Raw genomic sequence first — 12,393 nt, forward strand, 5'->3', positions numbered from 1 at the left:
GCCATGGCAGCTCCTTTCTGTGAAATTGGCCGATCCTCCGGATCGGCGGGCTCGGCCGCCGGGGAGCCTGTGTCTTCCCTCCTACGCTCTGGTCGCTGCGCTCCCGGCGCTCCGTCAGTCCAGACACAGGCGCGGCCGAGCCGAAATGGGTGGCCGGGTAGGGGCCCGACCACCCGGGATCGGCTACTTGACCTTTTCCGCGTCCGCGAGGGCCTGGGTCCAGGCCTCGGCCGGGGGCTGGTTGTTCTGCTCGACGCGGGTCAGCGCGTTGTTGATGGCCAGGAGCACGTCGCCGTTCTTGGGGCCGGCGTGCTGCGGCTTCAGCGCCCTGGCGGCGTCGGTGAAGATCTTCCCGATCGGGGCGTCGCCGAAGTAGGGGTTGACGAAGGTGCTGACCGCCGGGTCGTCGTACAGGGCGGGCAGCGAGGGCAGCGCGCTGGCGTCCTTCCAGAGGGCGAGCTGGCTGTCCTTGCCGGTCAGGAAGTTGATCAGCTCGGCGGCCTCCTTGGGGTGCTTGCCCTGCTTGGGGGCGGCCAGGTGGGTGCCGCCCTGGTTGCCGCCGCCGCCGGGCACGGCCGCGATGTCCCAGGTGCCCTCACCGGGCTTCTGGTCCTTGATCACGCCGGTCTTCCAGGCCGGGCAGACCATGGTGGCGAAGGTGCCCTTGGCGATGCCGGTGGTCCACTCGGGGGTGAACGCGGGAAGGTTGCCGGAGAGCTTGTTCTGGATGATCGAGACGCCCATGTCGAACGCCTTCTTGACGTCCGGGTTGGTGGCCACCACCAGGTTGTTCTGGTCGTCGTAGAGGCCGACGGGGGCCTGCTCGACCATGGCGCGGAAGTGCTCACCGGGGCCGTCGGTGAAGGCGGCGCCCTTCACGCCCGCGGCGACGAACTTCTTGCCGGTCTCCACGTACGCGTCCCAGGTCGGCCAGAGGGCGGAGACCTCGTCGCGCTGGCTGGGCAGCCCGGCCTTCTTGAGCAGGTCGGGGCGGTAGCACATGGCCAGGCCGCCGACGTCGGTGCCCAGGCCGATCAGGGTCTTGCCGTCGGAGGCCAGACCGCGCTGCCACTTCCAGTCCAGGTACTCGGGCTGGCGGGAGGACAGCCCGTAGTCGGCGAGGTTGTGGAACTTGTCCGGGACCTCGCGGAAGGTGTTGATGAAGCCTTCCTCGATGGCGACGATGTCGGCGGCGCCGGCGCCGGTGGCCAGCTGGGTGACCAGGTTGTTGTGGTGGTCGTTGAACTGGGACCGGCGTTCGGTGATCGTGACGTTCGGGTGGGTCTTCTTGAACTCCTCGTACAGCGGCGCGAAGTGGAAGTCGGCGAATAGCGCCACGGTGAGAGTGACTTTCTCAGCGGGCGCGGATGCGGCGGCCGAGCCGCCGGGAGCTGCTGGTTCGGCCTCGCTGCCGCAGGCGGTCAGCGCCGATAAGGCGACGGATGCGGCGATCAGGGGCACGACGTGCCGCCGGACGCGGCGGCGAGGAAGCTGGAGCATGCCGTTGGAACCTTCCTATTTATGATCATGAAGAGAACGTTCCCTGTGGGGAGATTCGACCTGAGCGACAACCCTTGTCAATGGGGTCGCCAGGTAACGATCCCGCCACCTTGAGGGAACGTTCCCCCGATTTTCCCGACATTTACGCACGTCAAAGCGGCGAATTTGCGATCTTACGGGCACGGGAAAGCGTTCTCTCGCAACTCTGAGGCGTTACTCAAAAGTTAATTCAACACTTGACAGATGTACCGAAGCGCGAGCAATCTCAGTGTCCGAGAGCGCTTCCCCGAATGCGTTCCCACGGCCCGGCGCGGCCTTGCCCGGTTTGGCGGCTCCCGTCGAGGAGGTTCCATGCACGCACGCGTCCGATTAGGACTGCTTGCCGCCTTCGCCCTGGTCGTTTCGTATTTCGTCAGCGTCCCCGCCGCGCACGCGGACACCCTGCTCTCGCAGGGCAAAACCGCCACCGCCTCGTCCTACGAGGCCGCCTTCACCCCCGCCGCGGCCGTGGACGGCAGCACCGTCACCCGCTGGTCCAGCCTGTTCTCCGATCCACAGTGGATCCAGGTGGACCTGGGCGTGACCGCCGGCGTCTCCCAGGTCGTCCTGGACTGGGAGGCCGCCTACGCCAAGTCGTTCCGGCTGGAGATCTCCGGCAACGGGACCACCTGGACGACCATGTACTCCACCACCACCGGCACCGGCGGGGTGCAGACCATCCCGGTCACCGGCACCGGCCGGTACGTCCGCATGTACGGCACCGAGCGGGCCACCCAGTGGGGCTACTCGCTCCACGAGTTCCAGGTGTACGGCACCACCGGTCCCACCACCGGCTGCGGCACCGCCAACGCGGCGCAGGGCAAGCCGGCGACCGCCTCCTCCACCGAGAACGCGACCTTCCCTGCCTCCGCGGCGGTGGACGGCAACCTCGGCACCCGCTGGTCCAGCGCTTTCTCCGACCCGCAGTGGCTCCAGGTGGACCTGGGCTCCTCGGTTTCGATCTGCGGGGTCACCCTGAGCTGGGAACCCGCCTACGCGCGGGCGTACCAGATCCAGGTCTCCACCAACGGGACGACCTGGACGAGCATTTACTCCACCACCACGGGCGCGGGCGGGACCGAGACCCTGACCGTCTCCGGTACCGGCCGCTACCTGCGGGTCTACGGCACCCAGCGGGCCACCGCGTACGGCTACTCACTGTGGGAACTGGCCGTGCGCACCGGCACGTCACCTTCCCCCTCGCCGTCCCCCTCGCCGTCCCCCTCGCCCTCCCCATCACCGTCTCCGTCGCCCTCCCCGTCGCCGGGTACCGAGGTCCTGCTCTCCTACAACAAGCCCGGCGTGGCGTCCTCCTCGCAGAACGACGTCAACTGCGGGGACTGCGTCCCGGCCCGTGCCTTCGACCGCGACCCGGCCACCCGGTGGGCGACCAGCTCCACCACCGGCTGGGTGGACCCGGGCTGGATCTACGTGGACCTGGGCGCGGTGGCCCAGATCCGCAGGGTCGTCCTCCAGTGGGACCCGGCGTACGCCAGGGCCTTCCAGATCCAGACCTCCAACGACGCCACCAACTGGACGACCATCTACAGCACCACCACGGGCACGGGCTTCAAGCAGACCCTGGACGTGACCGGTTCCGGTAGGTACGTCCGGATGTACGGCACCCAGCGGGCCACGGCGTACGGCTACTCGCTCTGGGAGTTCCAGGTCTGGGGCACCGGTGGCGCGCCCATCACCCCGCCCCCGCTGCCGCCCGACCCGCGCAACCCCCCGCAGCTGGTCTGGAGCGACGAGTTCAACGACCCCGCCGGAACCAAGCCGAGCGCCGCCAGGTGGCAGGCCGAGATCGGGCCGGGCGTCAACAACGAGCTCCAGTACTACACCAACAACGACAACGCCTTCACGGACGGCAACGGCAACCTGGTGATGGAGGCCCGCCGGCAGACCGTGGCCGGTTCCTCCTGCCCGGGCGGTCCGTGCCAGTACACCTCGTCCCGGCTGAACACCTACGGGAAGTTCTCCTTCACCTACGGACGTGTGGAAGCGCGGATCAAGGTGTCCGGGACCAAGGGCCTGTGGCCCGCGTTCTGGATGCTGGGCGCCGACTTCTTCAGCCAGGGCCGGCCTTGGCCGTACACCGGCGAGATCGACATCATGGAGCACCTCGGCCGTGAGCCGCAGACCGTGTACTCGACCATCCACGCCCCCGCGTACTTCGGCGGCGGCGGGTTCGGATCGCCGTACACGATCGCGGGCGACTTCGCCAACGACTTCCACGTGTTCGCCGTGGACTGGAACAGCACCGGCATGCGGTTCACCGTGGACGGCAACGTCATCCACACCGTGGACCGGGCCAACCTCGAGGCGACCAGAGGCCCCTGGGTCTTCGACCACCCGTTCTTCATCATCCTGAACAACGCGGTGGGCGGCGACTGGCCGGGCCCGCCTGACGCGACCACCGTGTTCCCGCAGCGCATGCTCGTGGACTACGTGCGCGTCTACCAGTAGACGGCCGGAGGTGCCGGTACGGTCGCGCCGGGCCGTGCCGGCACCGAAGGCTCTATCTGTTCTTCAGCAGCCGCTGCCGCCGGGCTTCGAGCTCCTCGGCGAGCGCGTCCAGCTGATCCGCGTTCGAGATCAGCATGGACAGTTCCGCCGGGTCGGTGGGCCCGTCGGTTCGGTCGCCGATCTGTTCCCGGAGCTGGCCGGCCTCCTTGCGGACGCGGGCCAGATTCTCTTCCAGCTGCTGCAATTCATCCATGGTCCAGCCCTACCCACCGGGCTGGACCTCATCGGTTCCAGGGGTGTAAGACTTGGCCAGGCGCCGCCCCGCGCCCAACCCCTGACCGATGGTCCACGCCCATCGGCCGTGCGGGGCAAAGGGGATCATGTCCTCGGGGCAGCACCGGTCAGCCGCACAGACACCGGGCCGCGCCGCTCGCCGGAGCCCGCCTGAACGAGGCGGCCGAGCTCTACCGCCGGGCGGGCGCGTGCTGGACGACCTGGCCGGGCACGCCGCCGCCGCACTCGCCCTGGAGGAACAGGCGGTGATGTTTTTACGCGGATGACGGCATGACGGGTGGATTTTCGGGCAGCGGAAGCACCCCCACGTCATCGGCGTCCCCGGCTAGGAGTGAGAAACATGGTTTTGCTGGGCCTTCTTCTTGTCGTGGTCGCGGCCGCTGTCCTCGTTCAGGCGTCGCTGACCGAGCAGGCGACCACCACGGCCGTCAAGGTGCTGGACTGGACGTTCAACCTGACCGCCTTCGAGCTCTTCCTGGCCGGGGCCGCCACCTCGGCGGCCTTCCTGCTCGGGCTGGCCCTGGTGAGCGCCGGGCTGCGCCGGGGCACCCTCCGGCGGCGGCGCGTGCGCGATGAGCGGCTGGCCGAACGGGACCGGGTCTCCCGGTTGGAGAGCGAGAAGCGCGACCTGGAACGCCGCCTGGACTCGGCCGAACCGACCCGCCCGGAACCCCGGGTGGACCCGGCCGAACCCACCCAGCCCGCCGAACCGGTCCGGCCGGAACCCTCCGACCAGTTGGTCGCCGGTCGCCACGCCAACCGTCCGGCCGACTGACCGGATCATCGACCGCATCGATGCACGGGTACGGCCACGACGGGGCCGTACCCGTGTTGCGATTTGGGCAACAAATCACCGTTATGCCAGGAAACTTGGGATCATCACTGCCTATGGAGCTCACTACGGTGGCGCAGAGTTTCGCGGCCTATTTCCGGCCCTGGGCGCTGACCCTGCCGCGGGTGGCGGTGGACACGCGCGCGGACGGAACGCTCCACGGGCGCGGCTGGTCCATCCGCTGGCGCTGGCAGCCCGACGGCGCCCTTGAGGTGTACGCCACCAACCGGATGACCAACGACCGCTGGCAGACCCTCCACCCCGACGGCCGCACCGAACCCGGCCCCGCCCCACCGGAGATGTACGCCGACGACGAGCCCGGAGCGCGGCAGGCGTACCGGGCGGCCTGGAAGGCCTACCGGGCCACCCTCGACGAGCGGGCCCTGCACCCGCGCCCCTCCGGCGACGCGCCGAAGAAGTGGGACCCGGAGAACCAGCTGATCTGGAGCCTCGACGAGGCCACCGCCTGGGAGGTCGAACGACTCCCACCCCGTCCCGACATCTAACGCCCTTCCGCGCAGAGCGTCTGTCATGCTCTTGCACATCAAGTACGGAGAAAAAGCCAGACATGACTGATGTGTTCACCCTGGGCGAGGTGCTGGGCGTCGTCTCGGCCGAGCGGATCCGCCACGACAGCACCGTCCGCCTGGACGTCGAGGGCGCCGAGATGACCGTGGCCATCGGCCTGGCCCGGCTCGGGCACTCGGTGACCTTCTTAGGCCGCGTGAGTGATGACGAGATCGGGGTGCGCACACTCACCGTGCTCCGCGGCGAGGGCATCGACGTGGGCAACATCCGGATGGACGAGACCGCCTCCAGCGGCATCGTGCTCCGCCAGCGCCGTATCGGCCGCGTCGCCCACGCCGTCCACTACCGGCAGGGCTCGGCGGGCTCCCGCCTGTCCACCGGCGACGTGCCCGCCGAGGGCATCCAGTCCGCCCGCATCCTCCACGTCACCGGCATCACCCCCGCGTTGAGCGGCTTCACCTGGAGCGCCGTTCACCACGCCGTCAAACTCGCCAAGGACGCCGGCGTCACCATCTCCGTCGACGTCAACCACCGCGCCTACCTCTGGGAATCCGCCGAGGAAGCCCGGGAGGGCCTCACCGAACTGGCCGCCTCCGCCGACATCCTCTTCGCCAACCAGGACGAGCTCAGCCTGGTCGAATCCGCTCTTGGAGCGCTCCGGGAACTCGTCGTCACCCGCGGCTCCAAGGGCGCCAGCGCCACCGTCGACGGCTTCCGCTACGACACCCAGGCGGCCCCCGTCACCGTCGTCGACCCCACCGAAGTCGGCGGTGCCTTCGTGGCCGGCTACCTCTCCGCCCACCTCGACAACCTCCATCCCTCCGACCGCCTCAAACGCGGCATAGCCCTCGCCGCCTTCTCCGTAGCCAGCCCCAGCACCTGGCAGGGCCTCCCCACCCGCGGCGAACTCCCCCCGTGACCTCAGGTCCAGGGCTTGGCTCGGATGCGTTCGTTCGCGGGGTCGTAGACGGGGCCTGAGGTGACGGTTGCGGAGATCCAGTTGCCGTTGATGCCGATCTCGGCCTGGGAGGTGCCTTCGGGGAGGTAGGCGTAGGCGATCGAGCGGTCGGTTCGGTGGCCATAGCCGCCGCTGGTGATTCGGGAGACCGGGGTGCCGTTCACTCGGACAGGCTCACCGCCGAGGCAGATGTCTTGCCGGCTGTCGAGGAGCAGGCAGGTGAGAGTGGTCTCCGGCGGTGGGATGGTCGCGCGGCGGGCTGGGCGGACGGCGAAGGTGAGGCCGGCCGCCAGCGGGGTGGTTTCCGGGGTGATGTCCAGGCCCCAGACGCGGTAGCCCTTTTCCAGGCGCATGGAGTCGATGGCGCGGTAGCCGGCGGGGCGCATGCCCTCGGGGGTTCCGGCTGTCATCAGGGTGTCCCAGAGGGTGAGGCCGTAGTCGGTGGGGCAGTAGAGTTCCCAGCCGAATTCGCCGACGAAGGTGACCCGCTGGGCCAGGACGGGGATGTTGGCGACGCTGATCTCGCGGGCCTGCATGTAGGGGAAGGTCAGGTCGTCGTCGGTGAGGGTGGACAGGATGTCGTACGCCTTGGGGCCCCACAGGCAGTAGCAGGCGTAGGCCGAGGTGACGTCGTGGATGTCCAGGTTGTGGCGGCGGAGTAGGGCGGCGTCGTGGCCGCCGAAGGCGGTGCCGGTGATCAGGCGGAAGCGGTTGGCGGAGAGGCGGGTGAGGGTGACATCGGCTTCGATGCCGCCCTGTTCGTTGAGGAGTTGGGTGTAGACGACCGAGCCGATCGGGCGGTCGAGATCGGCCCCGGCCAGTGCCTGCAACGCCTCGAATCCCGAAATTTCCAGCTTCGCGAATGAGGTTTGGTCGAACAGCCCCGCGGCGTCCCGGGTGGCGAGACATTCCTCGCGGATGGCCGGGGACCAGAACCGCCCTGCCCAGCCCCGTGGCCGCCAGTGTTCCGGATCCCCGGCATCGCCGTTCGACGGGTACCAGTTGACGCGCTCCCAGCCGGCCTTCTCGCCGAATTCGGCGTTCAGGGCGGCATGCCGTACCCAGGCGGGAGAGCGGCGCAGTGGGCGGGCGGCGGTGCGTTCCTCGCCGGGGTAGGCGATGTCGTAGTACTTGCTGTAGGAGTCGAGGGCTTTGGCACGGGCCCAGGCGGTGGAGCGGGCGTGCGCGCCGAAGCGGGTGATGTCCATGCCGAACATGTCGTACTCGGGGTGGCCGTCCACGATCCATTCGGCCATGACCTTGCCGACGCCGCCTGCGGCGGCCAGGCCGTGCACGCAGAAACCGGCGGCCACCCAGAAGCCGCGCACGGAGGTCTCGCCGAGCAGGAACTCGCCGTCGGGGGTGAAGGCCTCGGGACCGTGTACGACCTTGACGATGCGACCGTCGGAGCGAAGAGACGGGAGGCGGTGCCGGGCCGAGGTCCAGGACTCCTCGAACTTGGGCATGTCGGGCGGGAAGAGGGTACGGGGGGCAGCCAGCGGGGAGGGGTCATCCCAGATCTCAGGTGTCCGGATATATCCGCCTACGAGGATGCCGCCGTCCTCCTCCCGGAAGTAGACGATGTTGTCGGGGTCGCGGACGGTCGGGGTGTCGGCCGGCACCCCGGAAGGAGCGGTCACCACGTACTGGTGTTTGATCGGGACGATCGGCACGTGCACCCCGGCGAGCCGCCCGACCACCCCGGCGGCGGCCCCGGCCGCGTTGACCACGTTCTCGGTCCGGATCGAGGCCTCCTCCCCGGAGGCCACCTCACGGAGCCGCACGCCATGGACCCGGCCGTCCGAGACGTCGAAGCCGATCACCTCGACCCCGGTGCAGACCCGTACGCCCAGCTTGCGAGCCCCGGCAGCGAGCGCCTTGCCGAGCATGGCCGGGTCCAGCCAGCCGTCACCCGGCAGCCACAGCGAGGCGAGCACGTCGTCCACGTCGAGCAGCGGAAGCCGGTCCAGGGTGGCGGACGGGGACAGCAGGTCCATGTCCAGGCCGTAGGTCTCGGCGGCGCCGGCCTGGCGCAACAGTTCGGCGTGCCGTTCCGGGGTGGTGGCCAGGCGCAGCCCGCCGACCCCGTGCCACCCGGGGTCCAGGCCGGTTAGCTCGCGCAGTTCCGGGTACAGACCGGCCGAGTACATGATCATGCGGGTCTGCGTCACGGTCGACCGCAACTGCCCGACGAACCCGGCGGAATGCCAGGTCGTGCCCTCGGTCAGATCGTGCCGCTCCACCAGGACCACGTCCTGCCACCCCAGCCGGGCGAGGTGGAAGGCGACGCTACAACCGGCTACCCCACCCCCGACCACGACCACTCGGGCGTCTGCGGGAAGTTGCACCATTGGTACCGTCCTGTAACACCAGGGCTCCAAAATCTGATCAATGGTCTGAAGGTAGACCAAAAGGAGCCGGGCATGCCAGATGCCGTCAAGGACGCACTGGAGATGGTCGCGGCCTGGGCCGGGCGCCCGGTCAGCCATACCACGATCAAGGGCGGGCTCAGCCACCACATCGCGCGGGTGGAGACCGAGGACGGTGACCGCTGGCTGCTCCGCGTGCTCGATCCCCGGATCGCGGAGACCGGCCTTGGCATCCCCCTGGACCAGGAGATCGCCAACACGGTGACGGCCGCCGCGACGGGGGTCGGCGCGCAGGTGCTGCACGAGCTGCCGGGCGCACTGATCCTGGAGTACCTGGAGGGCGTCACCCTGGACGCCCCGGCGGTACGCGACCGGATCGACGATGTCGCCGCGGCCTGCCGCAGGCTGCACGCGGGTGCCAGGTTCGGCAACGACTTCTCGATCTTCCGCAAGCACGACGAGTTCGTCACCCTGTGCCGATCGGCCGGGCTGAAGCTGCCCCCCGGGTACGAGGACTGGTCGCCCACCGTCCAGGAGATCGAGGACGCCCTGGCGGCCCGTCCGCTCCCCACCGTGCCCTGCCACAACGACCTGCTTCCGGAGAACTTCATCGCGTCCGGCCGTACCGTCCGGATCGTCGACTACCAGCTCTCCGGCAACAACGACCCCTCCTTCGAGCTCGGCGACGTGGCCGCCGAGGCCGATTTCACCCCGGACCAGGTGGACCAGCTCACCTATGCCTATTTCGGGGATGGCACGCACGCCCCCCGGGTCCGGCTGAATCTCATCATGTCCAACCTGACCTGGACGCTCTGGTTTGTCGTGCACCACGGGCTGACTCCGCAACACCGCGACTTCGACTACAACGCCGAGGCCGCGGACAAGTTCGCGCAAGCCGTACGCGATCTCACCGACCCCGGCTTCGGACGTCTGATCGACGCCGTGCGCCGGTAACCCCCCCAAAGGCAAGCAGAGGAGGCCTTCAGTGGCGCAAACCCTCGACGACGACGCCCGACGACTCGCCGAACTCGGTTACAAACAGGAACTGTCCCGGACCTGGAGCGGATTCTCCAACTTCGCCATCTCGTTCTCCATCATCTCCATCCTGGCCGGTTGCTTCACCACCTTCGGCCAGGCCTGGAACAACGGCGGCCCGATCGCCATCTCCTGGGGCTGGCCGCTGATCTCCATTTTCATTCTGATCATCGGTCTGTGCATGTCGGAGCTGGTGTCGGCGTATCCGACGGCGGGCGGCATCTACTGGTGGGCCGCCAAGATGGGCAAGCCGATCCACGGCTGGTTCACCGGCTGGTTCAACCTGATCGGCCTGATCGCGGTGACCGCGTCGGTGGACTACGGCTGCGCCACCTTCATGAACATCACCCTGGACCGGTTCTTCGGCTTTGAGGTGTCGCTCGGCAACACCTTCATCCTGTTCGCCGTGATCCTGGCGCTGCACGCGCTGATCAACATCTACAGCCACCGGCTCATCTCCATCCTGCAGAACGTGTCGGTGTGGTGGCATGTGTTCGGCGCGGCGGTGGTCGTGCTGATTCTGATCTTCGGACCGGACAAGCACCAGTCGATGTCGTTCGTGTTCACCGAGACGATCAACAACTCGGGCTTCAGCGACAGCAGCTTCTGGTTCTACGTGCTGCCGCTCGGCTTCCTGCTCACCCAGTACACGATCACCGGCTTCGACGCGTGCGCGCACGTGTCGGAGGAGACCCAGGGCGCGTCCACGGCCGCCGCCCGCGGGCTCTGGCAGTCCATCTTCTACTCGGCCATCGGCGGCTGGATCGTCCTGCTGGCCTTCCTGTTCGCGGCCACCAACGTGGACGAGATCAACAACCAGGCCGGGTTCGTCGGCGCCATCTTCGACACCGCCGTGCCGGGCAACATGGCCAACGTGATCTTCGCGGTCTCCACCATCGGGCAGTTCTTCTGCGGCATGAGCTGTGTCACCTCGATGTCCCGGATGACGTACGCGTTCTCCCGGGACGGGGCGATTCCCGGCTGGCGGCTCTGGTCCAAGGTGGACGCCAACCGCACCCCGGTGAACGCGATCATCTTCGGCTGCGTGGTCGCGCTCATCCTCACCCTGCCCGCCCTGTACAAGGCGCCGAACGGCGCTCCGCTCGCCTTCTACGCCGTGGTCTCGGTGGCGGTGATCGGCCTGTACATCGCCTTCGCCATCCCGATCTACCTGCGGCTGCGGATGGGCGACAGGTTCGAACCCGGCCCGTGGACGCTCGGGCCGAAGTACAAGGTGCTCGGCTGGATCGCGCTGATCGAGATCATCGTCGTGTCGATCTACTTCATCATGCCGCTGATCCCGGCGGCCGTGCCGTTCAGCGAGGGCTTCGACTGGACCGCGGTCAACTACGCCCCGATCGTGGTCGGCGTCATGGTGATCGGGGTCGGCCTGTGGTGGGCCCTGTCGGCCCGCAAGTGGTTCACCGGCCCGCGCCGCACCGTCGACGAGCCCGACGAGACCACCGAGACCGCGGTCTCCTGAGTCGCGTTCCCCCGGTACGGCTCTCGCCCGCGGGAGCCGTACCGCCCTCAGGAGGCCTGGAACTCCTGGGCCACGATCGCGCGGACCCGGTCGAAGTCGGCGGCGCCGAGTTCCTGGGCGACCGAGGTCATGTGCACGTCCGGCATGCCGCAGGCGACCGCGAGGTCCCAGGGGGCCAGGTCGCCGTTGACGTTGATGGCGAAGCCGTGGCTGGTGACCGAGCGGCTGGCCCGCATGCCGATGGAGACGATCTTGCGACCACCGCTCCAGACGCCGGTGAGCAGCTCCGAGCCGGGCGGGGTGTCCCGGCGCTCGGCCGTCAGGCCCAGCTCACCGAGGGCCGCGACCAGCCGGAGCTCCACCTCACGGATGTAGTCGACCACGCCCTCGCCGGGCTCCAGCTTGACGATCAGGTAGCCGACCAGCTGACCGGGACCGTGGAAGGTCAGCTGCCCGCCCCGGCCGGTGGACACCACGGGGATGCCGTGCGACGGGTCGGGCAGGTGCTCGGTCAGCGTGCGGCGGCCGGCCGTGAAGACCATGGGGTGACTGAGCAGCCACAGCGTGTCCGGCCGCTGGTCCTCCTGGCGCTGGGCGACCAACTCGGCCATGCGCTCCATGGCCTTCTCGTAGTCGACCAGGTCGTCCTGGATGAGGGTCAGCGGTCGGTGCTTCATGGCATCGAGCATACGTTCACCGGTAGTGGTCCGGCGCCTTGGGGATGAAGACCCACATGATCAGGTAGATCACGAACTGCGGGCCGGGCAGAATGCAGGAGAGCAGGAACAGGAGCCGGACCGTGGTGGGGGCCATGCCGAAGCGTTCGGCGATCCCACCGCAGACGCCCGCGATCATTCTGTGGTGCCGGGACCGGTACATCGTTCTC

The 12,393-nt window shown here is 68.6% G+C and carries 11 protein-coding genes; 6 read left to right on the plus strand and 5 right to left on the minus strand.

The genetic code is table 11. From position 1 onward, the window contains the following. Nucleotides 1-183: 183 nt before the first annotated feature. The gene (locus KIP79_RS36550; RefSeq protein WP_214109570.1) at nt 184-1,500 is read right to left on the minus strand and encodes an ABC transporter substrate-binding protein; all 1,317 of its coding nucleotides are present in this window, start codon (nt 1,498-1,500) and stop codon (nt 184-186) included. Between the two features lie 351 nt (nt 1,501-1,851). Here KIP79_RS36550 and KIP79_RS36555 point away from each other — a divergent pair, with 351 nt between their 5' ends. After that, the gene (locus tag KIP79_RS36555) at nt 1,852-4,008 is read left to right on the plus strand and encodes a discoidin domain-containing protein (RefSeq protein ID WP_261368034.1); all 2,157 of its coding nucleotides are present in this window, start codon (nt 1,852-1,854) and stop codon (nt 4,006-4,008) included. A gap of 52 nt (nt 4,009-4,060) precedes the next feature. On the opposite strand, the gene KIP79_RS36560 is transcribed toward KIP79_RS36555, so the two are convergent. Beyond that, entirely contained in the window at nt 4,061-4,261 is a 201-nt protein-coding gene (locus KIP79_RS36560) for a hypothetical protein (RefSeq protein WP_214109571.1), read from the minus strand. Between the two features lie 381 nt (nt 4,262-4,642). Between KIP79_RS36560 and KIP79_RS36565 the strand changes: the two genes are divergently transcribed. The 3 genes from KIP79_RS36565 (at nt 4,643) to KIP79_RS36575 (ending at nt 6,581) form a co-directional block, all read left to right on the plus strand. Next, nucleotides 4,643-5,077, plus strand: coding sequence for a hypothetical protein (locus tag KIP79_RS36565; RefSeq protein ID WP_214109572.1), 435 nt, complete (start codon nt 4,643-4,645; stop codon nt 5,075-5,077). A gap of 113 nt (nt 5,078-5,190) precedes the next feature. After that, the gene (locus tag KIP79_RS36570) at nt 5,191-5,640 is read left to right on the plus strand and encodes a hypothetical protein (RefSeq protein WP_214109573.1); all 450 of its coding nucleotides are present in this window, start codon (nt 5,191-5,193) and stop codon (nt 5,638-5,640) included. A gap of 62 nt (nt 5,641-5,702) precedes the next feature. After that, nucleotides 5,703-6,581, plus strand: a complete 879-nt coding sequence (locus KIP79_RS36575) for a sugar kinase (RefSeq protein WP_214109574.1) — start codon at nt 5,703-5,705, stop codon at nt 6,579-6,581. Between the two features lie 2 nt (nt 6,582-6,583). Here KIP79_RS36575 and KIP79_RS36580 read toward each other — a convergent pair whose 3' ends face one another. Further along, the gene (locus tag KIP79_RS36580; RefSeq protein ID WP_214109575.1) at nt 6,584-8,971 is read right to left on the minus strand and encodes a GcvT family protein; all 2,388 of its coding nucleotides are present in this window, start codon (nt 8,969-8,971) and stop codon (nt 6,584-6,586) included. Between the two features lie 72 nt (nt 8,972-9,043). Between KIP79_RS36580 and KIP79_RS36585 the strand changes: the two genes are divergently transcribed. Beyond that, on the plus strand, nt 9,044-9,943 hold the full coding sequence (locus KIP79_RS36585) for a choline/ethanolamine kinase family protein (protein WP_214109576.1): 900 nt from the start codon (nt 9,044-9,046) through the stop codon (nt 9,941-9,943). 31 nt (nt 9,944-9,974) lie between these two features. Next, the gene (locus KIP79_RS36590; RefSeq protein ID WP_214109577.1) at nt 9,975-11,507 is read left to right on the plus strand and encodes an amino acid permease; all 1,533 of its coding nucleotides are present in this window, start codon (nt 9,975-9,977) and stop codon (nt 11,505-11,507) included. A gap of 47 nt (nt 11,508-11,554) precedes the next feature. On the opposite strand, the gene lipB is transcribed toward KIP79_RS36590, so the two are convergent. Beyond that, on the minus strand, nt 11,555-12,184 hold the full coding sequence (gene lipB / locus KIP79_RS36595) for a lipoyl(octanoyl) transferase LipB (protein ID WP_214109578.1): 630 nt from the start codon (nt 12,182-12,184) through the stop codon (nt 11,555-11,557). 16 nt (nt 12,185-12,200) lie between these two features. Further along, complete coding sequence (locus KIP79_RS36600; RefSeq protein ID WP_214109579.1) at nt 12,201-12,386, minus strand: PspC domain-containing protein; 186 nt, start codon at nt 12,384-12,386, stop codon at nt 12,201-12,203. Nucleotides 12,387-12,393: the final 7 nt, after the last annotated feature.

Origin of the sequence: Acrocarpospora catenulata, assembly GCF_018476525.1 — a bacterium.
In the GTDB taxonomy this organism is placed as follows: domain Bacteria; phylum Actinomycetota; class Actinomycetes; order Streptosporangiales; family Streptosporangiaceae; genus Acrocarpospora; species Acrocarpospora catenulata.

Excerpts from the sequence above, each read along its gene's own strand:
- KIP79_RS36580 (WP_214109575.1), bottom strand. The coding sequence starts at position 8,971 with ATGGTGCAACTTCCCGCAGACGCCCGAGTGGTCGTGGTCGGGGGTGGG.
- KIP79_RS36570 (WP_214109573.1), top strand. The coding sequence starts at position 5,191 with ATGGAGCTCACTACGGTGGCGCAGAGTTTCGCGGCCTATTTCCGGCCC.
- KIP79_RS36565 (WP_214109572.1), top strand. The coding sequence starts at position 4,643 with ATGGTTTTGCTGGGCCTTCTTCTTGTCGTGGTCGCGGCCGCTGTCCTC.
- KIP79_RS36575 (WP_214109574.1), top strand. The coding sequence starts at position 5,703 with ATGACTGATGTGTTCACCCTGGGCGAGGTGCTGGGCGTCGTCTCGGCC.
- KIP79_RS36600 (WP_214109579.1), bottom strand. The coding sequence starts at position 12,386 with ATGTACCGGTCCCGGCACCACAGAATGATCGCGGGCGTCTGCGGTGGG.
- KIP79_RS36550 (WP_214109570.1), bottom strand. The coding sequence starts at position 1,500 with ATGCTCCAGCTTCCTCGCCGCCGCGTCCGGCGGCACGTCGTGCCCCTG.
- KIP79_RS36560 (WP_214109571.1), bottom strand. The coding sequence starts at position 4,261 with ATGGATGAATTGCAGCAGCTGGAAGAGAATCTGGCCCGCGTCCGCAAG.
- KIP79_RS36555 (WP_261368034.1), top strand. The coding sequence starts at position 1,852 with ATGCACGCACGCGTCCGATTAGGACTGCTTGCCGCCTTCGCCCTGGTC.
- KIP79_RS36585 (WP_214109576.1), top strand. The coding sequence starts at position 9,044 with ATGCCAGATGCCGTCAAGGACGCACTGGAGATGGTCGCGGCCTGGGCC.
- lipB (WP_214109578.1), bottom strand. The coding sequence starts at position 12,184 with ATGAAGCACCGACCGCTGACCCTCATCCAGGACGACCTGGTCGACTAC.